The organism is Neolewinella sp., assembly GCF_965214665.1.
Classification (GTDB): Bacteria; Bacteroidota; Bacteroidia; order Chitinophagales; family Saprospiraceae; genus Neolewinella.
In genome coordinates this window covers 1,403,026-1,426,894 of the sequence record NZ_OZ243970.1, presented here as the reverse complement: position 1 = coordinate 1,426,894, position 23,869 = coordinate 1,403,026, and the positions used below count along the sequence as shown (strand labels likewise).

General features: G+C 59.3%; 21 protein-coding genes. 15 read left to right on the top strand and 6 right to left on the bottom strand.

What is annotated here, in order from left to right:
* Positions 1 to 113 precede the first annotated feature (113 nt).
* The 3 genes from ACOOHD_RS06370 to ACOOHD_RS06360 are packed head-to-tail and all read left to right on the top strand — an operon-like array spanning position 114 to position 2,413.
* Positions 114 to 1,208: a vWA domain-containing protein gene (locus ACOOHD_RS06370; protein ID WP_420460739.1), complete on the top strand. Its 1,095-nt coding sequence runs from the start codon at positions 114 to 116 to the stop codon at positions 1,206 to 1,208.
* Complete coding sequence (locus ACOOHD_RS06365) at positions 1,205 to 1,531, top strand: hypothetical protein (RefSeq protein ID WP_420460738.1); 327 nt, start codon at positions 1,205 to 1,207, stop codon at positions 1,529 to 1,531. The genes ACOOHD_RS06370 and ACOOHD_RS06365 overlap by 4 nt, the downstream gene beginning before the upstream one ends.
* Before the next feature lie 57 nt (positions 1,532 to 1,588).
* A complete protein-coding gene (locus ACOOHD_RS06360; RefSeq protein ID WP_420460737.1) occupies positions 1,589 to 2,413 on the top strand; it encodes a class I SAM-dependent methyltransferase in 825 nt (274 codons plus the stop codon).
* Here the strand turns inward: ACOOHD_RS06360 and dinB are convergent.
* Entirely contained in the window at positions 2,346 to 3,518 is a 1,173-nt protein-coding gene (dinB, locus tag ACOOHD_RS06355) for a DNA polymerase IV (protein WP_420460736.1), read from the bottom strand. The genes ACOOHD_RS06360 and dinB overlap by 68 nt on opposite strands.
* A complete protein-coding gene (locus ACOOHD_RS06350) occupies positions 3,478 to 3,912 on the bottom strand; it encodes a hypothetical protein (RefSeq protein ID WP_420460735.1) in 435 nt (144 codons plus the stop codon). The genes dinB and ACOOHD_RS06350 overlap by 41 nt, the downstream gene beginning before the upstream one ends.
* A gap of 392 nt (positions 3,913 to 4,304) precedes the next feature.
* Between ACOOHD_RS06350 and ACOOHD_RS06345 the strand changes: the two genes are divergently transcribed.
* A complete protein-coding gene (locus tag ACOOHD_RS06345; RefSeq protein WP_420460734.1) occupies positions 4,305 to 5,096 on the top strand; it encodes a hypothetical protein in 792 nt (263 codons plus the stop codon).
* A gap of 156 nt (positions 5,097 to 5,252) precedes the next feature.
* Here ACOOHD_RS06345 and ACOOHD_RS06340 read toward each other — a convergent pair whose 3' ends face one another.
* Positions 5,253 to 5,942 carry a hypothetical protein gene (locus tag ACOOHD_RS06340; protein WP_420460733.1) on the bottom strand — a complete coding sequence of 230 codons (690 nt, stop codon included), beginning with the start codon at positions 5,940 to 5,942 and terminating at the stop codon, positions 5,253 to 5,255.
* 2 nt (positions 5,943 to 5,944) lie between these two features.
* On the opposite strand from ACOOHD_RS06340, the gene alr reads away from it, so the two are divergent.
* The 3 genes from alr to ACOOHD_RS06325 all read left to right on the top strand — a co-directional run bounded on the left by alr (position 5,945) and on the right by ACOOHD_RS06325 (position 11,529).
* Positions 5,945 to 8,302, top strand: a complete 2,358-nt coding sequence (gene alr, locus ACOOHD_RS06335; RefSeq protein ID WP_420460732.1) for an alanine racemase — start codon at positions 5,945 to 5,947, stop codon at positions 8,300 to 8,302.
* A 119-nt stretch (positions 8,303 to 8,421) separates the two neighbouring features.
* The gene (locus ACOOHD_RS06330) at positions 8,422 to 9,360 is read left to right on the top strand and encodes an NAD(P)-dependent oxidoreductase (protein WP_420460731.1); all 939 of its coding nucleotides are present in this window, start codon (positions 8,422 to 8,424) and stop codon (positions 9,358 to 9,360) included.
* Positions 9,361 to 9,366: 6 nt separating this feature from the next.
* Positions 9,367 to 11,529 (top strand): S46 family peptidase, encoded by a 2,163-nt coding sequence (locus tag ACOOHD_RS06325; RefSeq protein WP_420460730.1) that lies wholly within the window; start codon positions 9,367 to 9,369, stop codon positions 11,527 to 11,529.
* Here ACOOHD_RS06325 and ACOOHD_RS06320 read toward each other — a convergent pair.
* Positions 11,526 to 14,651, bottom strand: coding sequence for a glycoside hydrolase family 2 TIM barrel-domain containing protein (locus ACOOHD_RS06320; protein ID WP_420460729.1), 3,126 nt, complete (start codon positions 14,649 to 14,651; stop codon positions 11,526 to 11,528). The genes ACOOHD_RS06325 and ACOOHD_RS06320 overlap by 4 nt on opposite strands.
* A gap of 163 nt (positions 14,652 to 14,814) precedes the next feature.
* Between ACOOHD_RS06320 and mdh the strand changes: the two genes are divergently transcribed.
* The 6 genes from mdh (at position 14,815) to ACOOHD_RS06290 (ending at position 21,020) form a co-directional block, all read left to right on the top strand.
* Entirely contained in the window at positions 14,815 to 15,747 is a 933-nt protein-coding gene (gene mdh, locus ACOOHD_RS06315; protein ID WP_420460728.1) for a malate dehydrogenase, read from the top strand.
* 60 nt (positions 15,748 to 15,807) lie between these two features.
* Positions 15,808 to 16,128 (top strand): ArsR/SmtB family transcription factor, encoded by a 321-nt coding sequence (locus tag ACOOHD_RS06310; protein WP_420460727.1) that lies wholly within the window; start codon positions 15,808 to 15,810, stop codon positions 16,126 to 16,128.
* Positions 16,129 to 16,227: 99 nt separating this feature from the next.
* Complete coding sequence (locus tag ACOOHD_RS06305; protein WP_420460726.1) at positions 16,228 to 17,055, top strand: bacteriorhodopsin; 828 nt, start codon at positions 16,228 to 16,230, stop codon at positions 17,053 to 17,055.
* Positions 17,056 to 17,116: 61 nt separating this feature from the next.
* Positions 17,117 to 18,661, top strand: a complete 1,545-nt coding sequence (gene guaA, locus ACOOHD_RS06300) for a glutamine-hydrolyzing GMP synthase (protein ID WP_420460725.1) — start codon at positions 17,117 to 17,119, stop codon at positions 18,659 to 18,661.
* On the top strand, positions 18,618 to 20,114 hold the full coding sequence (locus tag ACOOHD_RS06295; RefSeq protein ID WP_420460724.1) for an ABC transporter substrate-binding protein: 1,497 nt from the start codon (positions 18,618 to 18,620) through the stop codon (positions 20,112 to 20,114). The genes guaA and ACOOHD_RS06295 overlap by 44 nt, the downstream gene beginning before the upstream one ends.
* A gap of 66 nt (positions 20,115 to 20,180) precedes the next feature.
* Complete coding sequence (locus tag ACOOHD_RS06290) at positions 20,181 to 21,020, top strand: histone deacetylase (RefSeq protein ID WP_420460723.1); 840 nt, start codon at positions 20,181 to 20,183, stop codon at positions 21,018 to 21,020.
* Between the two features lies 1 nt (position 21,021).
* Here the strand turns inward: ACOOHD_RS06290 and ACOOHD_RS06285 are convergent, their stop codons facing one another.
* Both ACOOHD_RS06285 and ACOOHD_RS06280 read right to left on the bottom strand, forming a co-directional pair.
* The gene (locus ACOOHD_RS06285; RefSeq protein WP_420460722.1) at positions 21,022 to 21,591 is read right to left on the bottom strand and encodes a hypothetical protein; all 570 of its coding nucleotides are present in this window, start codon (positions 21,589 to 21,591) and stop codon (positions 21,022 to 21,024) included.
* A 12-nt stretch (positions 21,592 to 21,603) separates the two neighbouring features.
* Positions 21,604 to 22,098: a sterol desaturase family protein gene (locus ACOOHD_RS06280; RefSeq protein ID WP_420460721.1), complete on the bottom strand. Its 495-nt coding sequence runs from the start codon at positions 22,096 to 22,098 to the stop codon at positions 21,604 to 21,606.
* 368 nt (positions 22,099 to 22,466) lie between these two features.
* On the opposite strand from ACOOHD_RS06280, the gene ACOOHD_RS06275 reads away from it, so the two are divergent.
* Positions 22,467 to 22,946 (top strand): division/cell wall cluster transcriptional repressor MraZ, encoded by a 480-nt coding sequence (locus ACOOHD_RS06275; RefSeq protein WP_420460720.1) that lies wholly within the window; start codon positions 22,467 to 22,469, stop codon positions 22,944 to 22,946.
* Positions 22,947 to 23,855 (top strand): 16S rRNA (cytosine(1402)-N(4))-methyltransferase RsmH, encoded by a 909-nt coding sequence (rsmH, locus tag ACOOHD_RS06270; RefSeq protein ID WP_420460719.1) that lies wholly within the window; start codon positions 22,947 to 22,949, stop codon positions 23,853 to 23,855. It begins immediately after the preceding gene.
* Positions 23,856 to 23,869: the final 14 nt, after the last annotated feature.

The following is a 23,869-nucleotide window of genomic DNA, read 5'->3' as shown; positions in this document are numbered from 1 at the left end:
GCGGACGAACTTCTCACTTCGCTCTGGGCGAAGTGAAAAGGATTCGGCAGACGAGTTAAACCGAGGCCGACGAGGCTCGCGCAACCATCGCCACCCCCACCCGTTTCCCCTGTATGATCGGCTGGAAATTCTCAAACTACATCCCCGGGCAAGACGACGAGACCCCCTTCGAAAAGCTCCTCAAGCTCTTCCAGGAGCTGCTTACCCACACCTCCGGCAACGTCGGCGAGGCCCTCCAGTGGCTCACCAACCTCGACCGGCAGTACGAGCTTACCGACGACCAGTACGGCATCGGTGATTTCATCCAGGAGCTTATCGATAAGAACTACATCGAGCCCGGTGACGGACCCGGTAGCCCCGGCTACGTGCCCACCGCCAAGATGGAAGGCGAGCTGCGCCAGAAAGCGCTGAAGGATATTTTCGGTGACATCAAAAAGACCAAGCGGGGCAATCACTCCGCCCGCTACACCGGCCGGGGGGATGAGACCACCAGCGAGCGCCGCCCCTTCGAATTTGGCGACGCACTGGATAAGATGGCCGTCAGCGAATCGTTACGCAACGCCCAGATCAACAATGGCATCGACGAGTTCCGCCTCACCACGGACGACCTGGAGGTCTACGAGACCCACTACCAGGCGCAGATGTCGACCGTGCTCATGATTGACATCAGCCACTCCATGATCCTCTACGGCGAGGACCGCATCACACCCGCCAAGAAGGTGGCCATGGCGCTAAGCGAGTACATCACCACCCGCTTCCCCAAGGATACGCTCGACATCATCGTGTTCGGCAACGACGCCTGGCCCGTGGAGATTAAGGACCTACCTTATCTACAGGTCGGCCCCTACCACACCAATACTGTCGCCGGACTGGAGCTTGCCATGGACATCCTACGCCGCCGCCGCAATCCCAACAAGCAAATCTTCATGATCACCGACGGCAAGCCCACCTGCATCAAGCGCGGCAAGCGCTACATCAAAAACAGCATGGGCCTGGACCGCACCATCGTCAACCGCACCCTTAACCTCGCCGCCCGCCTGCGTAAGATCAGCATCCCCGTTACCACCTTCATGATCGCGCGCGATCCCTACCTCGTACAATTTGTCCAGAGCTTCACCGAGACCAACGGCGGTAAGGCCTACTACAGCGGCTTACAGGGCCTCGGCGATTTCGTCTTCCGCGACTACAAGAACAACAAGAAAAAGTGAGGCAGGCACTCCTATTCGTGCTAGCAGTGCTGCTTTCGGGCTCCGTCCGGGCCCAACTAACTACGGGCGGGGGCGCCGGTGCAACCGCTCTCGAACTGCAGCCTAGTCTATCCTTCGACCCACTTAGCACCCGTGGCCCCGCCCCACTCAGTACTGGCAGGAGCGAACCGCAGATCCAGCCGTTTGATTTTGCGCAGGCTAAGCCCCACCTTGCCTTTTTCTGCCGTCTGGAGCTGGACATTGAGCAGGCCACCCGGTTCCCGGTACGCTTCCGGCTCGGGGAAGTACGGACGTGGCAGCAGGAGCTCACGAAGCGTGAGTAGATACGCAATTTGCGAACAATAATGGCAACAAGGCGTTTACGTAGATAAAGCAATTTTATGTCGACCAACCCCAGCCCCCTGTTTGTAGAAGAGAAGAAAGGACAGCACATTTATCATAATGTCTGGGGGGGTGACGATCTGCACATCGGTATTTACCGGCCGAAGAGCCTTAGCCTGTACGAAGCTAACCGGAAGACCACCGAACGCATGATCAAATTGCTGCCAAGGATCAAGCGCGCCTCGAAGGTGCTCGTGATCCAAAGTGGCTTCGGAGGAGCGGCCCGCTTTATCGCCGAGGAGTATAAGTGCAAGGTCTGGTGCTTAAACGATGACGAGAAGCAGAACGAATACAACGAGCGCAAGATCGAGGAGCTTGAACTGAGTAAGAAGGTTAAGGTCGCTAAGGGATTCGTGGAGTATATGCCCTACGAACCGGACTACTTTGACTTTGTGATCGGGCAGGATGCCTTTAGTCTTACCGGGAAAAAGCGGGAGACCTTCCGTGCCATCCACCGGGTCCTAAAGCCCGAGGGCCGGCTCATCATCAGTGCCCTCATGCGCAGCGAAACCTGCGAGAACGAGGAGTCCGAGAAGCTCATCAAGAAGCTGCCCCTCGAAGAGCTCATCACCGAGGAGCAGTATGGTAAAGATGCCAAGCGCGGATTTCTGCAGCAGATCTATAGTGTGGAGCTCAGCGATCAGCTCGTGCACCACTACACCAAGGTGCTCTATACACTGGAGGCCAATCGGGAAAAGCTCGTAGAGCAAAGTAGCGAGCGCTTCGTACAGGACCGCATCAAGACCTATAAGACCTTCATTCGCCTGGCGGAGGATGGTTGTCTGGACTGGGGGATCCTGATGTTTCAGAAGATGAATGGGTAGGGTCAAACGGTAGCAATAACTGCACCCCCTCGCCACCCTCGCGTTCGAGATTACTCACGCTGAGGCCTAATAGGCGAACTACGGGTACTTCATCAATATTCTCTTTCAGCAGCTGGTGCGCCACCTCCTTGAGATCGTCGAGTCTGCGCACCTCTCCGCTGAAACTGCGGCTGCGGGTATGGATGATGAATTCGGGGCTCTTCATCTTTAGGGTCACGGTGCGGCCGAAGTTGTCGCGCTCGGTGAGGTAGTCGTGGATCTTTTCGGCGAGCCAGTCGGTTTTTTCCTTCATCTCGGCCAGGGTGCTGATGTCCTCGCTGTAGGTGCGTTCGGCCCCAATGCTCTTGCGGTTGCGGTTGGGATTTACGGGGCGATCGTCCAGGGCTCGCACGATACGGTAGTAATGGCGGCCGACCTTACCAAATCGCTGGGCCATTTCCACTTCCGAGAGTGTCAGCAGATCGGCGCCCGTGCGGTAGCCCATTTTGTGCATACGTGCGGCGGTGACCTTGCCGATGCCGTGAAAATCTTCGACGGGCAGCGCCGCAAGAAAAGCCGGTGCTTCATCGGGCATGATGACCTTCATGCCGTTCGGCTTATTGATGTCACTAGCTACTTTGGCGAGAAATTTGTTGAAGCTTACGCCGGCCGAGGCCGTAAGTTGGGTGGCCTGGAAGATCTCCTGACGTATCGCCCTAGCGATGAGGGTGGCGGAGTCGGGACCGCGTTTGGTTTCCGTTACATCCAGGTAGGCCTCGTCCAGACTTAGGGGCTCGACCAGGTCGGTATAGGAGTAGAAGATGTCGCGAATCTGATCGGACACCGCCCGGTACTTATCGAAGCTTGACTTGACGAAAATAAGCTCCGGGCACAATCGCTTAGCGGTCACGCTTGGCATGGCGCTGCGTACTCCGAACACCCGCGCTTCGTAGCTTGCCGCCGCCACCACTCCTCTCATTTTGCTACCCCCGACGGCGATGGGCTTACCCCTCAGTTCGGGATGATCCCGCTGCTCTACGCTGGCGAAGAAGGCATCCATATCGATGTGAATGATCTTACGTAGGTCAGTAGGGGGCCGGCGGTTGGCTTTTCGCTTCCATTTCATGCATCAGCTCTTCGGTATCGGCCGTGAGATCGTCTAGTTCTGCTTGCTCGGTCGGGTCAAGGTCGTCCGTTTGATCAAGCCCATCCTGTAGCTCTCTGCGCCGCTGACTTAAATCTTCTAACTTCTGCAAGGTTTCAGAGTCCCGGGCTTCCGCCGCCACGTTCCTAAGATCTACGTAGAGGCTTTCCAGTCGGTTGAGGGCATCGTCATATTTGCCTTCCTTCATCTTGGTGCGCTCGGTTTTAAGCAGCTTCCAGGCCTCGCTACCTAACTCCCGTGCTTTTCCTACAATCTCCCGACTCTGCGCTTTCTCCTCCGGCGTGCCAAGGAAGTAGTTGTAAGCCAGTAGGCCAATTACGAGCAGGAGAGCAAGTTTAACTAGGGTGCGAATCATGGCAAGGTGGTTGGAAGGTAAAGATAGGGGAGTGGGTTGTTGGGTTTGTGAGTTGTAAGGTTGTAGAGTTGTTGAGTTGTTGAGTTTCGGGCGTGCTAGGCGTGCTAGGCGGGCGGGGTCGCAGGTGCAAGTACACGAGACGTCACATAGCAACACCCGACGAGCGAAGCGAGCATCCCCATAAACGCAACAACCCAACAACCCAACAACCCAACAACCCAACAACGCAGTAAACCCCTAGAGTATACGCAAAATAGTAAGACAACCACCATAACCCCCTGACAATCCCACAAAACACCCTCCAGCTTAACAAAATAATTACAAATTTTTGTTTTAAACTTGGTTTGTATTCCAACAAGGACTAACTTTGAGCTATCATCAGCAGGTTTTGAATGATGGATTTAACGATCAGAGTAAGTAAGAAGGGTACCCGGGTAGTCAAAGCCTCCGAGCTGCACCGTGAGCTGGGGCTAGCTGACCACCATTACCAGGCCAACGTGCGGGGCTGGATTAAGGACGTGTACCAGTTTGCCGACGGCATCCGCAAGCCCGTGGGGATGCAGGACTACGCTCGCTCGCCCCACACCAAGACCGACGTGGTGCACGAGTACTACTTCAATCTGGAGTTCGCCCGTTTAGTAGCCCTGTCCACTAAATCGAAGGTGAAGCAAGCCGTGGCTACGAAGCTGAGTAAAGAGGAAGCGGTGTTCCCCGAGAACGTCCAGCTCACCGCCGAGCAGACGCTGGAGCTCCTGGAGCAAACCAAGGCCATGACCCGCTTCAGCTGCCAGATCGCCGCCGAGGAGCGCCACCTGACCACCTACACCCGCCGCACCGGTTCTGCCGACTACTGGAACCGCTACCGCGTCACCAACGTCGTCAAGACCACCATGGAAGAGCTACGCGATTGCCTCACTGAACGCAACGTGCCCTTCAACCGCAGCCACCGCGTGCGCGAGTTACTCTACCGTTACGATGCGCTGGAATGCATCCGTGTGGGCATCGTCGATCACTACGCCGCCCAGGGCTACAGCATTGCTTACGCCACCCAGCTTGGTAAGCTCGCTCGTGAGCTTGCCGCCACCATGCAGCTAGAAGTTACGGATGATCGCCAGGGTGAGGGGCTCTTCACTGCCCCTGCGGATATTGACTTGGTGCGTCAGCTACAGCGCGTGGCCGCATAGCCACGTAGTGCCGCCTCATTGCGTAGCAGTGAGATACTCTGTGGTCCTCTTCGTTATTGCGCAGCAATAACCCTGCTTGACACCTACAGATACTTTGTGAAACCTCTGTGCAGTCCTTTGTGAAAATCTGTGGTGAACAACCCCACGTGCTGAACTTCACTCTTCCCACTCCTCCACAAACCGGAAGAACCAGTACACCAGCAGCGCACTCTCCCCCCGGTAGTCCACCTCCCGCAAACTCTCCCCGTAGTTTTCCATCACCTTATCCTCCTTTTCCAAAAACGGCCGCAACGTTTGCAACAACTTCGTGTACCGCAGAAAATCAGCCGCCACCGGTACGTCCTTCGCCCCCAGCTTCTGGCACACGACCTGTAACAGTTCGGTAGAGTAGGGGGCATAGCGCGCCGGGTATTGCCCCATCAGATAAAGGGACACCATATTGTAATCGTCATCGTGGTAGTGGGTAGGAATTCTGGCCTTCGGCTTCGCGTCCCGGTAGCGGTTGAAGAGCTCGTTGATGTAGAAGACGAAGCGTTGGATGCGGCCCTCCAGGTCGCGGTCCTCACTAAAGAGATCACGGAACGCATCGCGTACGAAATCCGGTTCCCATTCCATGATCGCTAGCATGCTCCGCTTGGGATCGTAGCCCCCGCGGCGGTAATGGCGGCGGTTGGTCTTGCTGTCTAGCGCGGCATCGTAGCTAGTGGCTAGGTCTTTAGTCTCGACGTTAAAGTGGGTTTGCCAGTTTTGCTGGGTCTCCCAGAGGGGGAGGAGTTCCCGGGCTTCTTCGGTCAGCATCCAGGGGGCGAAGGCGGCTACGGCGCGGCGGAGCTTGGGAACTTGCATGCGTGCGAAAGTACGATCTTTGGGGGGTGGCGGAAGCAGATATCCCAACCCTGTACCGGCGGTACCGCGACTTTGACCTGGTGGTAGATAGCCGGCAGGTAAGTCGCCCCGCCCACACGCTGTTCTTTGCCCTGGTGGGTGAACGGAGCGACGGGCACGATTATATCCCTGCTTTGTTGCAACTGGGCGTCCGCCACTTCGTGGTACGGAGCATGCCGGACGGCAACGTGCCGCAGCAGGCCAGTATCGTGCGTGTCACCGATCCCCTCGCAGTACTGCAGCAGCTCGCCACTCACCACCGGCGGCAGTTTCCTGACCTGCCCGTGGTGGCGATTACCGGTAGCAACGGTAAAACGATCGTCAAGGACTGGCTCGCACAGTTACTCAGCACTACCTATACGGTGTGCGCCACGCCGCGCTCCTATAATTCTCAGATCGGCGTGCCGCTGAGCGTGTGGCAGCTCAGACAGGAGCACCAGATAGCCGTATTCGAGGCCGGCATCAGTGAGGCGGGCGAGATGGAGCGACTGCGCCGTATCATTCAGCCTACCTATGGGGTACTAACGAATATCGGGACGGCCCACCTGGCGAACTTTCGCAGTGCCACCGAGCACCTGCGGGAAAAACTCCTGCTTTTTGCGGAGGTGGACTGGCTGATCCTGCCACAGGACGAAACGGTCGCGCGGGATGCCGTAAGGAACCTTTATCCCCACGTGCAGCTCACTGAGGTTTCCACCAGGGAATCCAAGTCCGATCTAATCGAAAGTATACAGCTCAGGGGAGCTTATCTCCACAACGCCCGGTTAGCCCTCAGGGCCGCCGCGGTACTCGGCGTACCTGCCGGAGTGCTCGCCGAACAAGTCGCGGACTTACACCCCCTGTCCAATCGCCTCGAACAACGTGAGGGCCGCGACGGCGGGCCCATCATCAACGACAGCTATAGCAACGACCTGAGTGCACTGGCCGCCGCCCTACAGTTCGCCGAGACGCAAAATCCGTTCCCCGACCTGACGCTCATCCTTGGCACGGTCCAGCCCCTGCCCCAATTGCCCGATCGGCTGCGGGCGCTGATCGGTGACCGGGTGTCGCGGCTCCTGCTTGTCGGTCCAGCCAATCAAAAGCTGCTGACCACCTTGCCCCATGCTGCCTATTTCCGCGATACGGATCAGTTGCTCAAAACGCTTTCTCAGCGCTCATTTACCCGCCAGACCGTCCTGATCAAGGGGGCAAGCTACGAACGCTTCGACCGCATCGCCGATGCCCTCAGCCGCCAGCTGCACCGCACCCAGCTACGGATCGACCTGACCGCCCTGCGCCATAATTTGCGGCTGTACCGCGGCCTACTTCCCCCGCACTGCAAGCTGCTGGTCATGGCAAAGGCCTCCGCCTACGGAAGTGGTGCACTGCCCGTAACCCAGCTGCTTCAGGAAGCCGGTGCGGACTACCTAGCCGTGGCCTATCCCGAAGAGGGACACGCACTGCGCCGCGGTGGCATTCATCTACCCATCATGGTGCTGAATGCCGCCCCGTACGCGCTGGCGGGTATGGTAGCGGACCGGCTAGAACCCGTCGTCCATTCGCCGAAGCAGTTCCGTTTGGCCGCGCAGCTGGGGTTGAGGATGCACCTGGAAATTGATACGGGTATGGGACGCTTGGGTTTTTCTCCCCAGGAATTTTCGCGCAATGTCGCGCTGCTGCGGTCTCCACTAGTAGCCTCCCTCTTCACGCATCTGGCCGCGAGTGAGGATACTGCCCACGACGCCTTTACCCACCAACAGATCGCCAGATTTGACGAAGCGTACCGTGCATACACAGCGGGCGGTCCCGATAGCTATCGGGAGCCGGTGCAACGCCACGTGCTGAACAGCAACGGCATTGCCCGTTTCCCGGAAGCGACTTACGAGATGGTCCGCCTGGGTATCGGCCTGTATGGAATCGGTGATGCTGGGTTGGCCCAACGGCTACAGCCCGCTCTTTCGTTGACGGCGACCGTAAGCTCCGTTACCGTACGACACGTGGGCGAATCGATTGGCTACGGTCGGCGTGGAGTGGTAGGTAAGGACAATTCACGCATCGCGGTCATCAGCATCGGCTACGCTGACGGCCTGCCGCGAGCTGCGGGGGAGGGGCGGTTCGCGGTGCGTATTCACGGCCGGCTGGCACCCACCATTGGTGCCGTCTGTATGGACATGTGCATGATCGATGTGACCGGTATCCCGGAGGTAAGGGTAGGGGACCCGGTCACGGTATTCGGGCCGGAGCACCCGGTGGAGCTGCTGGCGGAGGCGGTGGGTACGATACCTTATGAGATTCTGACGGGGATCGGGCCGCGGGTGCACCGGATCTATGAGGGGGAATAATTGAAAGGTCACGCAGCCTCCGGCCCGAGCCTGCGTGACGGGGAGTCTGTTTTCCTCGGGCCAGAGGCCACTCGACCTTTGAAATCGGTCGCGACGCTAAAGCCCCTACCTTGCACCATATGAAGATCGTCTTCTTAGACAAAGACGCCCACCCCTATCTGCGGGAAGCGCTACGGGCGGACGGCCACACCGTCGACTTGCACAGCACCTGCGACCGCGCCCGGATGCTGCGCCTGCTGCCGGAGTACGACGGGCTGATGATCCGCTCGCGCTTCGATGTGGACCGGGAACTACTTGATGCTGGTAACAAGCTAAAGTTTGTAGCCCGCTGGGGGGTGGGCACCGACCATATTGATCTGGACTACGCCCGCGAGCGGGGGATACGGGTGTTCAACAGTCCGGAGGGGAGTAAGCACACCGTGGCCGAGCATACGGTGGGGATGCTGCTGATGCTGCTCAACCACCTCGGGCGGGCCGACCGGCAGGTGCGTGCGGGAAAATGGGTGCGGCGCGAGAACACCGGTACGGAACTGCAGTACCTCACCGTGGGCATCATCGGCTACGGCAATATGGGACAGATGACGGCGCGGCGGCTGGCGGGCTTCGGCTGCCGGGTGATTACGCATGACCGCTTTCGGAAAAACTACGGCGATGACTATGCGGAGGAGGTAAGTCTAGAGCAGCTCCAACAGGAGGCGGATGTAGCCACCTTGCACATCTTCCTGGAGGGGAATCATAACTACGTGAACCGAAACTGGATCGCCGCATTCGCCAAGCCGTTCTACCTGATCAATACCGCCCGCGGACAGGTCGTAGACACCGCCGCACTAGTCGCCGGAATGAAAGATGGAAAAATCCTAGGGGCCGCCCTGGACGTTAACGAGTACGAGGAGCAAAGCTTCGTGGACCTGGCCCCCGACGAGCTGCCGGAACCCTACCAGTACCTGCGGCGCAGCGATCGCACGGTGCTCACCCCCCACATTGCCGGCTGGAGCGTGGAGGCCGAGGAGGGCCACGCCCGCACCCTGTACCGTAAAATTGCCGAAGCCTTTAACTGACCGATCATGCGTCTTACAATTTTAGTACTACTTGGCTTCCTTGCCGCTCCGCTACTATTGCGGGCCGGCGGTGGGATGTGGCTGCCGCTACTGCTCGAAAACCTCAACGAAGAGGAGATGCAAGCCATGGGCATGGAGCTTACGGCCGAGGATATCTACAGCATCAATGCCGGAAGTCTCAAAGACGCTATCGTGCACTTCGGGGGCTTCTGCACCGGGGAGGTGATCAGTGAGCGGGGTCTGGTACTGACCAATCACCACTGTGGGTTCGGAGCCATCCAGGACCATTCGACCCTGGAAAACAACTATTTGGAGGATGGCTTCTGGGCGATGAACGGGGGCCAAGAACTGACTAACCCCGGCCTATTCGTGACCTTCATCGAGCGCATGGAGGACGTTACGGATCAAGTGCTGGCGGGGGTGACGGATAGTTTGAGCGCCAAAGACCGGGCTCGGCTGGTGCAGACCAATACCGAACAACTGAAAGCGGACTACGCGCTACAACCCTTCGAGGAGCTGTTAGTCAAGCCCTTCTACGACGGGAACAAGTACTATGCCTTCGTGACCAAGACCTACCAAGATGTCCGTCTGGTGGGCGCACCGCCCTCCTCGGTGGGCAAGTTCGGTGCCGACACCGACAACTGGGAGTGGCCGCGGCATACGGGAGATTTTAGCCTGTTTCGCATCTATACCGCCCCCGATGGTAGTCCGGCGGACTACGACGAGGCCAACGTACCCATGGTGCCGAAGCGCCACCTGGAGGTGAGCACCGCCGGGGTGGTACCGGGTGATTTCTCGATGGTTTTCGGCTTCCCGGGTACGACCGATCAGTACCTACCGGCCTCGGCCATGCGGCAGCGCACGGAGGTGATCAATCCCATCCGGATCGGGATGCGCGATCGGAGCCTGGCGGTTCTCGACAGCGCCATGCGCGCCGATGCCCAGGTAAAGATCGACTACGCCTCCAAGCAGGCGCGGATCGCCAATGCCTGGAAGAAGTGGCGCGGCGAGAGCCAGGGCGTCGAGGCCGTAGGGGCGGTAGCAAAGCGGGAGGAAATGGAGCGGGAATTTACGCAACGTCTGGAGGCCAAACCATCTGCCAAGGACCGCTACGGCCAGCTACTTCCTGAACTCGACCGGCTCTACGCCGAGCGCGAGCGAGTCGAGAAGACCCGGGCCTACGTGGGCGAGATCAACTACAACGTCGATCTGTTCCGCATCGCCAACGTGCTCGATGCCCAGTTCAAGGTAGCGAACAACAACGGAATGGAAGCCTTCCGCGAACGGGTGCCCGGCATCATCGAGTACCTGGAAGGCTTCTACGCCGGCTACCGCCCCGACATCGACCGTGAGGTGGCCCGCGCTCAGCTTCGTACTTACTACGACGAGGTGCCCCGCGAGCAGCAGGACACTTATGTAATCGATCAGCTGGCCTTCGCCGGTAGCTACGACGCCCTGATCAACGACCTATTCGGTGGCAGCTACCTGACCCGGGGCAAGCGCCTTACCGAGCTACTGCGCGAAAACCCGGAAGACTTCATCGAGCGAGTAAGGGCCGACCGCGGCTTCCAGTACGCGCGCCAGCTCAATCGCTTTAACGAGCGCGAGGTGATCGACGTCTACAATGCCTACGCCGAACGGATCAACGAACTCCAGCGCAGCTACATGCAGGCCCTGCTGGATTTCTTCCCCGAGCGCAATTTATACCCTGATGCTAATAGCACCCTACGCGTGAGCTACGGCAAGTTCGAAGGCTTTACCGGACTGGAGGGCAACACCTACGACTACATGACCTACCTCGACGGCGTCATGGAAAAGTACGTACCTGGCGACTACGAGTTCGACGTACCGGAACGGCTGCGCGAGCTGTATGCTGCCAAGGACTACGGACCCTATGCTACCGAAGACGGCCGGCTACCGGTATGCATCCTCGGCTCCAACCACACCACCGGGGGTAACAGCGGCAGCCCAGCCCTCAATGGTAAGGGGCAACTGGTGGGCCTTAATTTTGATCGCACCTGGCAGAGCACGATGTCGGACGTCTACTACGATCCCAGCATCTGCCGCAACATCATGGTCGACATCCGCTACGTACTCTTCCTGATCGACAAACTCGGCGGTGCGCCCCACCTGGTGGAGGAGATGACGCTGGTCGACGCCAAGCGCTAGCGCATATCTAGGGTACCGATCGTGAAGCGGTAGGTGTATGGCCTATCCAGGGGCAGCAGGTGCTCCGGGTAGGGAGAGGCGTTCTGCGTCCAGCTGTCATCACCACCCACTCCGATCTGCCCGTAGTCGACGTGCAGGTACAGGGTATCGGAGGCCGATAGGTCCGCGCCGTGCATTGCCTCGGCGAGCTGGTCCTCCCGGTTCGGATTCAGGCTAAAGTCGAAGCGCCCGGTCAGGTGGATCGGTGTCACGCCCGGTCCGGAGAGGGTTAACTCGGTCACATCACTCCGGTTGCCACTCTCCACCGGGCGGATGTAGTCACTGTTCAGCGAATCGGTAGCCAGGGTATAGCTTCCCAGGCGGGCGGCGGTCTTGCGATCGGCGTAGCTCTCGAAGGGGCCGCGGCCGAACCAGCTTACCTCCCCGTAGGCTGGATTGATGGCGGTACGCAGTCCGTAGCGAAACAGGCCCGGCACCTCATCCACCCCCTCCGCACGCTGCAACGTCTGCTCCACGGCGAGCTCTCCGGCGGCGGTGATGCGTAGACGCACGGTTTCGGTAACCTTGCCGTCCAGGTAAGTGCGGGTCAGTGCGAGGGTGCCGGCCTGAAACGAACTTTCGGCCAGGGTAGGCGTGGCTGTACGCCAGTCGGCGTAGCGGCTCACTAGTCCGGCGGCGCGGTCGTTGTCGGTCGGTGCACGCCAGAAGTCGGGCTCCAGGGGGGCTGTCAGCAGCGGCCGTCCCGATAGCGTCACTTGCTGGATCACGCCGGTCGTTCGGTCGATGTCCACCTCGGTACCGGAGGCGGACAGCACCAGGGTCGTCGGTGTTTCCTGGTACTGCGTCCGTCGTCCCGCATCCGGGAACTTCGGAAGCTCCTCCGCGCCGGTCAGGGGGAGCTGGGTGAAGGCCACCTCGTGCCCCGCCGGGCGACCAATGATGGGGTCACGCTGTAGAAAGGCGATCTCCAGGGCGAGTACGTTTTGTGGTACATCACTGAGCAGATTGGGCAGTTCAGTACGTTCTCCGGGGCCCAGGGCGGGGGCGCGGGTGCGACTCACTTCGACGGTCCCCGTAGGCATCACGTGGCGGACCACCATATCGTACTGATCGGCGCTGGTGTGGCTCAGCCACGATTTAAGGTAGAGCCGATCTTCCTCCTGTACCACTTCCAGCGGCTGAAAGCTGTGCTTGACCTGGTAAAGGGCGGGCTGGGGCGTCTGGTTGGAAAAAACCAGTCCGTTGGCTAGGAAGTTGCCGGAGTGGATCTCTTCGCCGAAGTCGCCGCCGTAAGCTAGAAAGCGGGTACCGTCTTCGCGGGTCTTGTACAGGCCCTGATCCATCCAGTCCCAGATAAACCCTCCGACCATATTAGGGTAGCTGCGAAAAAGGTTGACGAAGGTGTCGAGGTGGCCGGTGGAGTTGCCCATCGAGTGAGCGTACTCACAGTACATCAGCGGCCAGTCGGGGTAGTCGGTAAGCAGCTCCCGCATCGTGTTGCGGTCGGTATACATGCGGCTACGGATGTCTACGTATCCGGCATCGGGTACTCGGGGGGTAACGAAATCTCGGCCTGCCGCCCCCTCATTGTGCAACCAGCGGCTGGGGTCGCGATCCTTGATCCAGGCGGCCATGGCGGCGTGGTTGGGACCGGTGCCGGATTCGTTGCCCAGACTCCACCCCACAATGCTGGGGCGGTTCTTGTCGCGTTCCACCATGCGGATGGCCCGGTCGAGCATGGGGGTGGCGAACATAGGCAGTCCGCTGAGCTGGCTGCCGGCCTTGTGGGTCTCGATGTTGGTCTCGTCCAGCACGTAGAGCCCCACGCTATCGGCCAGGGCGTAGAGGTAGGGATCGTTGGGGTAGTGGCTGGTGCGGATGGCATTGATGTTGAAGGCCTTCATCAGCCGGAGGTCTTCGTGCATCTCGGCGCGGGTCACGGCCTTGCCGTGGGTGGCGGAGTGGTCGTGGCGGTTGACGCCGTAGAGGATGACCTCTTTCCCATTGACCCGGAAGCCCTCCGCGCCCCAGCTGAGGTTGCGGAAGCCGATATTCTCCCCGATGCTATCCGTGGCGTTCCCCTCCGCGTCGAGGAGCGTCACGACCAGCCGGTACAGGTTGGGTGCTTCGGCCGTCCAGGGAAGGGCACTGGGTATGGTGAGGTCCGTGCCGTAAAATTGATGCTCCTGGTAGGGTCCGTGGTAGGCACCCGGTTGGTAGTACTGCACGATGGGTAGTAGGGGAAGGGTGTCGGGCCTAGCGAGCACAGCCCTGCCACTAGGGTCGTAGAGCTGTGCGGTGAGCAGCTTATCGACCAGCTCCGAGGGGTCGCGGTAGTGGAACTGCGGCTCGATCCGCAGTAGTCCGGTATCGAGGGATTCGGTCAGGGAGGGCTTAAGAAATAGATCGTACACGTAAGTAGCCGACGTGCTCTGCACGTATACCTCGCGGTGCAGGCCGGACATGCGCCAGTGGTCCTGGTCCTCCAGGTAGGAGCCGGCGTTGTAGCGGTACACCTCACAGTAGACCGCGTTGCCCGTGGAGCGGGCTACGTGGGTGATGTCGAACTCAGCCGGGGTGCGGCTGCCGGCCGAGTAGCCGATGTAGGTGCCGTTCACCCACACGTGGAAGGCCGAACTTACCCCACCAAAGTGCAGGACTTGCCGGTCAGTACTTACGTAATCGGGAAGGTCGAAATCGCGCTGGTACCGCCCCACCGGGTTGCGATCGTGCTCGCTGTTGCCGGCCTGGCTGGGCACGAAGGGCGGGACCACCGGGCGGAAGGGGTACTCGACGTTGGTGTAGATCGGCGCCCCGTAGCCCTGCATCTCCCAGTTGCCGGGTACTTCGACCTTAGCGGCAGTAGGATAACTGTCGGCCGCTATAGTGGCGGCGGGTGCGGTGTTTTTCCCGTGGGGGAGGTACTCAAAATTCCAGGTACCGTTTAGGCTAGTGCGTCCCGTAAGCGCGCCGCCGGTGCGGGCGGCCGTGCTATCTGCGTAGTGCTGCAGTGTAGCGTGCGCCGGCAATCGGTTCACGGCGAAGGTGAGGGGATTTTGCACGTACTGTTGCTGGGCAGCTAGAGCGGTGACCACACAGGTCAGAATGAGGATATTCAGCATACGCATCGGGGTAAGATACAGTGGCGAGAGCGCTGTACAATCCTGTACCACTCGTTCGGCTTCCACCCGCATCCTGCAAATTTGGCTACATTCGCCCCACAAGAAACATTATACAGCCGCTCCACCTACCAATGGAGTATCCATCTAACCAATCCCCAACCCAATGAGTAAAGTAACCGTCGTCGGCGCCGGAAACGTAGGAGCCACCGTAGCCAATGTACTAGCCCACCAAGACCTCGTGCGCGAGGTCGTTGTGCTGGATATCAAGGGCGACATGGCCCGCGGCAAGGCCCTCGACTCCTGGCAGCAGGCCAGTATCGACAACTACAGCACCCGCCTGACCGGCACGGAAAACTACGCCGATACCGCCGATAGCGACATCGTCGTCATCACCGCCGGCATTCCCCGCAAGCCCGGCATGAGCCGCGACGACCTGATCTCGACCAACGCCAAGATCGTGACCATGGTGACCAAGTCGATCATGGAGCACTCCAAGAACCCCATCATCATCGTCGTCTCCAACCCCCTCGACGTGATGACCCACGCGGCCTTCGTAGCCAGCGGCCTGCCCCGCAACCGCGTCTTCGGTATGGCCGGTATCCTCGACACCGCCCGCTACCGCGCCTTTCTGGCTACGGCCCTTGACGTCAGTCCCAAGGACATCCAGGCCATGCTCCTCGGCGGCCACGGCGATACCATGGTCCCGCTGCCCCGCTACACCACCGTCAGCGGTATCCCCGTCACCGAAATGATCGGCGAGGAGGAACTCACCGCCATCGTCGACCGCACCAAGGGTGGGGGAGGCGAGCTGGTCAAGCTCATGGGTACCTCGGCCTGGTACGCCCCCGGCGCCGCTGCCGCCCAGATGGTAGGCACCATCATCCGCGACGAAAACCGCATCTTCCCCTGCTGCGCCCAGCTCCAGGGCGAGTACGGCCTCTCCGATCTCTTCCTCGGCGTGCCCGTCAAGCTAGGTAAGGAGGGCATCGTCCAGGTCATCGAGCTCCAGCTCAACGAACAGGAGATGGACCTGCTGCGCACCAGCGCAGATCACGTCCGGGAGGTGATGGAGGTGTTTGAGGGGATGGATATCTGATTCAACCCTTAAGCTCCTAAAACGTATATTGGACCTACCGTTACCAAACCGTCCGTGCGTATGCCCGCCGTCAACCCCACCGTGCTCAATCCACAGGAAGCTGAAAAGCTGGAGCGTATTGCCTTCATCCTCAAGACGGTGGCCCACCCCCTGCGGCTCGGCATCGTGCACCTGCTGGAGCAACACCCGCGGCTGAGCGTGACGGCCATCACGGAGGCCCTAAAATCGGAGCAGTCGCTGGTCAGCCATCACCTGCAGACCATGAAACTAAAGGGTATATTAAGTGCTAAACGCGATGGACGGTCGGTGATGTACAGCCTCAAGGAGCGGGATGTGAGCCTTATTATCGAGTGCTTGGAAAACTGCCAGTGCAATATGTAATCGGGAGGGATTGGGCCAACACGGTGTTATGTGAATAATTAACACATACGGCTGAACAACTATCATCCGGAGGACATCGTGGAGGGAAATTCATGCCCCATGGAATTCTCCGGCACCTTCCTCCCCACTACCGCCTCGAGCGGTTTGCTGGCCTGCTTCACCTGGTACACTATGGTGGCGACCATGTTTTTCCTACTGGCCAGCACCGTATTTTCCTGGCTGACGCGCACCCACGTAGCCCCCGAGCACAACACGAATCGGGTACTGACCGCCTGCATCTCCGTGGTGGCCGGTGTATCGTATTTTCTCATTCAGGATTACTTCCGCACCTTTCTGCACGCGGCAAACGGCGTACCCACCTACACCGAAAACTATGCGGCTTTTCTTGCAATCGGACAACTGCGGTATATGGACTGGACCATCACCACGCCGCTGTTGCTAATTAAGATGTTCATGATGGTACACGCTACCGACCTGCGGGGTAGCCGCCTGCTGTACTGGGCCATCGTAGCGGATATCTTTATGATCGCCACGGGCTACATCGGTGACCAGCAGCTGGCTGTCGACGGTAGCATTTTGGTCGGTCCCCGGCTGATCTGGGGTGCTATATCGACCATTGGCTACCTGTTCATTGTCTACGCACTGTACCGCGTGTGGCAAGAGTACGCTCCGCTGGCCAAACCCATCGAGCGGCGCGCCTTTCGCCTCATGGCCGGTACGGTGGTGACCCTCTGGGGTGTGTATCCGATTGGCTATATTTTCATTGCGGTGACCTCCATCAATGCCGACTACCTGCAAATCGCTTACTCGGTAGCCGACGTGCTGAATAAGGTGGGTGTAGGAATCATCGTCTACCTGGCCGGCTCCAACATTCTCGAGGAGCGCATCGACGTGACCTCGCCGGAATATGCAATGAGCGTGGGGTAGTCCCGCTACCAGCTGCGCACCTGCGGCCCCGCCCACCCGGGTGCATGCTATATTTGCGCCCATGACGGAAAAGGTGCTCATTCTTGACTTCGGCAGCCAGTATACCCAGCTGATCGCCCGCCGTATTCGGGAACTGAACGTGTACTCCGAGATCGTGCCTTACAATAAGGTGCCGAACCTGGACGAAAGCTACCGCGCCGTTATCCTCAGCGGTAGCCCCTTCAGCGTGCGGGAAGAACGGGCGCTACGGCCGGACCTAGACAAGATCGTAGGTCAGCGACCCGTGCTCGGCATTTGTTACGGCGCACAGTACATTGCCGACTACTACGGCGGCACCGTAAGTCGCAGCCTGAAGCGTGAATACGGCAAGGCAAATCTGGGGCGCGTACGCGAGGTGCAAGGCTTGTTGCAGGGTATCGAGACCGGCTCCCAGGTGTGGATGTCACACGGCGATACCATCGAGCACCTGCCGGAGGGCTTCGAACTGCTGGCCAGCACGGCGGACGTGGAGGTGGCCGCTTTTGCCAGTACGGACGGAAGGTTCGAGCAGCCCGTATACTGCATCCAGTTCCACCCGGAGGTATACCATAGCCTGGACGGTAAGCGGCTGCTGCACAACTTCGTGATCGACATCGCGGGCTGCAAAGGGGACTGGACGCCAGCCCACTTCGTTGAGCAGACGGTAGAGGCACTGCGGGAGCAGATTGGGGAAGACGACCGCGTGCTGCTGGGCCTGAGTGGAGGAGTGGATAGCTCGGTGGCCGCCATGCTACTGCACCGGGCCATCGGAGATCGACTATTTTGCTTCTTTATCGACAACGGTCTATTGCGCAAGGGCGAGTTTGCCGAGGTGCAGCAGAGTTACCGGGGGATGGGGCTAAGCGTGACCGGGATCGATGCAAAACAGGAGTTTTACGATGCGCTGGCCGGCGAGTCCGATCCGGAGCTGAAGCGTAAGGCCATCGGCCGGGTGTTCATCGAGGTCTTCGAGCGGGAAGCTAAGCAGTTGACCGGCGTGAGGTACCTGGCGCAGGGTACGATCTACCCCGACGTGATCGAGAGCGTGAGCGTGCACGGCCCCTCGGTGACCATCAAGAGCCACCATAATGTGGGGGGGCTACCGGAAAAGATGGGCCTGAAGATCGTGGAGCCGCTGCGTAATCTCTTCAAGGACGAGGTGCGTAGGGTGGGTACTGAGCTGGGTATGCCGGCCCACTTGATCGGGCGTCACCCCTTCCCGGGGCCGGGACTGGCTATCCGGATTTTGGGGGATATTACCCCGGCCAAGGTGCGGTTGCTCCAGGAAGCGGACCGTATCTACATTGACAAACTCCGGGAGTATGGACTCTACGACCAGGTCTGGCAGGCCGGTACCATCCTACTTCCGGTGCAGTCGGTCGGCGTGATGGGCGACGAGCGCACCTACGAGCAGGCCGTGGCGCTACGGGCCGTAAGTAGTACCGATGGCATGACCGCCGAATGGAGTCACCTGCCCTACGAGTTTTTGGCCGCCGTATCGAGCTCGATCATTAACAATGTAAAAGGAATCAATCGCGTCGTTTATGACATCAGTACTAAGCCGCCGGCTACCATTGAGTGGGAATAACGGCCCCCTGGCCCTATTGCTGCTGGCCCTGCTGAGCAGCTCGAGCTGCGAGTTGTTCCGCCCCGTAGATTCTACCCGCCCGTCGACCACCGACCGGGCTAGCCGCGACAAGGAGGACCTCGATCCGGTGCAGAGCCGCCGGGTGTTCGACCCCGAAAGTGGGGAGTACGTTAACGTGAATGCACCCACCGTCCCGATGGATACCGTAGTGTGGACCGACGTGGTGACGGAGGCCGGCCCCATCACCGCGGATACCAGCTATGCCTACGTGGCACCTATACCCAGCGCACCGGGTCTGCCCCCGGTACGGCAGACCGGCACCGGCCGGGAAGGGTCGCGGCTGCTGACCGGCTATGGTGTAGACTTCGTGCTGCCTTTTCTAACCGACCGCAATGGTGGCGAATCGGAGCAGATCGACCCCAACAGCCTCTGGGCGTTGCATTTTTATAGCGGGGCCGAGATGGCAATGGATGAGCTTGATACTGATGGTACTAGCTTCGACGTACGGGTACAGGACTCCCGGGCCAGTGAGGCTAAGCTGGAGTCAGTGATTGCCTCGGAAGAGTTTCAGCGCTCACAACTTATCATCGGTCCCTACCTCAAGCAGCAGGTTAGTCAGGTAGCCGAGGCTGTGCGTGGTTTAGAAAAGGTGCTGATCTCGCCCTATAGTGCCGCCACTGGGGTCTCGGAATCGAATACAAACTACATCCAGGTGAACCCCACACTGGAGACCCACCTGCGCGCGCTGCTCGGCCACGCCTTCCGTACCCAGGGGGCCGACCGCATCGTGCTGGTAGCTCCGGCCGGGGAGCGCGACCGGCTGGCCTACTTTCAGGACGAGTACCGGCTGCTGAGTGGCGACGACCGGGTAGAACCTCTGGAGGAGCTCATCATCAGTGGCGAGATACCTGATCTGACGCAGTACCTAAGTGGACGGCGCACCGTGTTCATGGTCCCGGTGTACGAGGACGAGGCCTTTGTTTCAAACTTCCTGCGGCAGGCCTACCAGAACACCCTCAGTGAGGGCGGCGATAACGTAGCCATCTACGGGTTGCCGCAGTGGATGAGTTTCGAGCGCCTTAATGGTGACTTTATCCAGGGCACCAACGTGCACATCAGTAGCAGTGTATTTATCGACCCCCTGGATCCGGAAATCCGGGAGTTCCGGCGCAAGTTCTACGACCGATTTGCGACGCTGCCGCGGGATGAGGCCTACATCGGCTACGACGTTGCGCGCTACTTCATGCATATGGCTGCGCGCTATGGTACCCGCTTTCAGTTCGAGCTGGAACGCAATCCGGAGGATTTGCTCCACACCAGCTTCCGGTTCGCTCCGGTCATGGTGTTGCCGGCCACGGCCACTAGTCTGGAGGAGGCGGTAATCGACCGCTTCGAGAATAAGTTTGTCAATATTTTGCGGTACCGCGATTACGCTTATCAGCGGGTGAATTAAGGAGGGGTGCGGGTAGCCTTCAGCCCTATTTACCGGTACGCGCTGCCCCCGAAGCACCGCTTCCCGATGGACAAGTACACCCTGCTGCCGGAGCAGTTGCTGTACGAGGGCACCATCACCGAACGGCAGTTCTTCACTGCCGAACCACTTAGTGAGGCGGCCATCTTACGGACGCATACGCAGGAGTACTGGTCTAAATTACAGCACGGTACGCTGAGCCGCAAGGAAGAACGCGCTATTGGTTTTCCCATGCGACCGGAGCTGATTGCCCGGGGGCGGGTCATCGCTCAGGGTACACTGGACTGCGCGCGCTACGCCCGTAGGGATGGCGTCGCACTGAACGTAGCCGGTGGTACGCATCATTCCTTCGCCGGTCGGGGGGAGGGGTTTTGTGTCTTCAACGATATCGCAATCGCCGCTAACGAACTCTTGCACACCGGGGAGGTCGGTAAGGTGCTTATCGTCGATCTGGATGTACACCAGGGAAACGGAACAGCTAAGCTCTTCGCGGAGGAGCCACGGGTCTTTACCTTCAGTATGCACGGAGCGCGCAACTATCCTACCCGCAAGGAAAGATCGGATCTGGATATTGGACTACCTGACGGAACGGGGGACACAGTCTACCTGGATATTCTTTACCGGCACCTGCCGCAGTTGCTCGACGGAGTACAACCCGACCTGGTGTTCTACCTAAGCGGCGTAGATGTGCTGGAAACCGATAAATTGGGTCGGCTAGCCATGACGCTGCAGGGATGCAAAGAGCGCGATCGCTTCGTGCTCCAATCCTGTCTGGACCGCCAGCTGCCGGTGGCCATCGCGATGGGGGGCGGGTACAGCGAGCGGCTGGCTACGATCATTGAGGCGCACGCGAATACGTACCGGGTGGCGGCCAGTCTTTATGGGTAAGCTAACGTAGGTACAGCATCAGCGCGATCAACGCGGCCACGACGATCCCCACGGCCAGCAGCGGAAACTGACTGTTGCGGTACTTATCCACCAGTCGCTCCAAAGCCTCATTCCAGGTGAGGCGGGTGCCGATGGCCTCGCGGCAAAAGAAAAGATAGCGGTGCGTCATGTTGGCCGCGTTGCCGTGGCGGCGTAGGATTAGAAAGTCTTCGTCGAGGAAGGAGAGTTCGTACAGAAAGCTATCGCGCATGATGCTCTGGCCGATGATGAGACGCTTCCCACTTTCTTCCACCTCGTAGGCCTGGGCGGTGACTAGTCCGTCGGTGACCACGCGGATCTCGCCGCGCGCGTAGCCCTGGAAGGTATACATCTCCACGGCGGTGGCACCGGGGCGGTCGGTCATCTTGACCCAGTTGACGGTGTAGAGGTAGCTCTCTTCCCCCAGTAGGGTAGGCTCGCTGAATTTGGCAACGGCCGGCAGTACGCCATCGATCATATCCTCCAGCGTGGCGTACTCCGGTAGCTGTAGGTTAAAGGGCTCGGCGATTTTGTCGAGTAAGCGGTCTTCCATCCGCCGGGTAAATTACGCCTTTGTTTCGGGCTGGGAGGTCCACTGACTGCGCTTGCCGAAGTATTTCTTGGCGACCACGAGCAGGCCAAAGCTCTCCGCGCCATCCTTCTCGGTTACGGCGTGGTGGTGGCCGTGAGCGCGCAGAATGCCCCGGCTGTAGCTACTATCTAGCTGCTTGAACCAGGAAAAGCGGCGGTGGATGTACACATCGTGGATCAAAAAGTAGATGGCTCCGTAGATCGAAATGCCGATACCCACGAAGGTGAGCCAGAACCAGCCGGCGACGTTGAGTCCTATTATATAGGACGCGGCACTCGGAATAGCGAAAACTAGGAAGAACAGGTCGTTCTTCTCAAAGAAGCCGTCCTTGTCGTGGTGGGGGCGGTGGTGGTCCTCGTGCCACACCCAGAGGACGCCGTGCATCAGGTACTTATGGGCGGCCCAGGCGACGAACTCCATGCCGGCGACAGTAGCGAGGGTGATGACGGTGTAAAGGACGACTTGCATACTGTGGGTAGGAACGTTGAGGGTTATTGTTGGTTTACCGGCCCACCCCCGTCGGACGGTCCACCCCCGTCGGACGGCCCACCCCCGTCTGCGGTTACCACATTTTACCACCACCCATACCCCTCACTCCCAGCGCGACCTTCGCAAAGGAGGACTGGTTAGGTAAACGACAGGGACAGAATCCATACACAAAAAGCGTACTATCTTGCACATGACAGCAGATCGCAGGCACGATTATAGGGTTAAACACGTATCGGCTAGTTTCTCGATTAATGTGGGGAAAAAAAGTGTCAGAAAGTGGTAAGTTGTGGGACAAGGTGTTACCTTAGCGCTAGCGGTAGGTAAGCGTACCCACCCGTGATTGTTTTATGGCACTTCAGTATGACCTGCTCGGCGAATTCTATGTGGCACTCGATGCCAAGGGTCGATTTCGTCTACCCAGTGGACTACTGAAGGGGCTGGGGGACCGCGACACCCTGAAGTTTGTCGTCAACCGTGGTTTCGATCACTGTCTCACGCTCTACCCTAAACCGGTGTGGGATACGATCAAAATCGAGGTCGACGCGCTTAATAAGTTTAACCGGAAGAACCTGCAGTTTACGCGGCTCTTCTACCGCGGTGCCTCGGAGTTGGTTCCCGATTCGGCCGACCGCCTGCTGCTGCCCAAACAGCTGCTAGCCTGGGCCCGGGTCGATAAGAACCTCGTGCTCAACGCCCTGAACGATCGCATTGAAATTTGGGCGGAAACCGAATACGAAGCACTGCTAAATGGCGAGTTGGAAGACTACGCCGCCCTGGCAGAGGACGTACTCGGTGGTTCGAGCGCGGGAATAGGGGAGGACATCTAGATGGCCTACCACGTTCCCGTTCTGGCCGGCGAAAGCGTCGGTTTTCTGGACCTCCGCCCGGGAGGAGTTTACGTTGATGCTACTTTCGGGGGCGGTGGACACAGCCGTTTCATCCTCGAGCAGGCTGGGTCGCAGGATCTACGCTTGTTCGGATTTGACCAGGATGAGGCGGCCCGCGCCAACGCCCTGGAGGATAGCAGATTTACCTTCGTAGCCGCCAACTTCCGTCACCTAAGCAACTTCCTGCGCCTACACGGCGTAGCACGTATCGACGGCCTACTCGCTGACCTGGGCGTTTCCAGTCATCAGTTCGATGAGGCCGAGCGGGGCTTCAGCTACCGCTTCGATGCGCCGCTGGACATGCGCATGGGTACCGGAGGAGGCACCGACCGCACGGCCGCCGACGTAGTGAACCACTACAGTGCGGAGGACCTGCAGAAAGTGCTCGGCGAATACGGCGAAGTGCGCAACGCCCGCTCCCTGGCCCTCGCCATCGCGGAGGCCCGGGAGCAAGTACCCATCGCGACCATCCAGGACTTCCTGCAGCTGGTCAACCCCTGGGTCCGGGGCAGTCGCCCGCGCTACCTGGCGCAGGTGTTTCAGGCACTACGCATTGAGGTTAACGATGAGATCGGCGCTTTAACTGATTTATTGGCCCAGGCCACCGACTTACTGATACCAACACACGGCCGTCTCAGCGTGATCAGCTACCATTCACTGGAGGATCGCATCACGAAAAACTTCCTCAAAACCGGTAAGCCGGATGGAATCGTCACCAAGGACTTTTACGGAAATATTGACCGTCCGTACAAGCTCCTGACGAAGAAACCCGTCTTACCCTCCGCTGAAGAAATTCAGCACAACCCCCGTGCCCGTAGCGCTAAACTACGGGCCGGACTGCGACGCTAGCCGTCCGCCGGTCG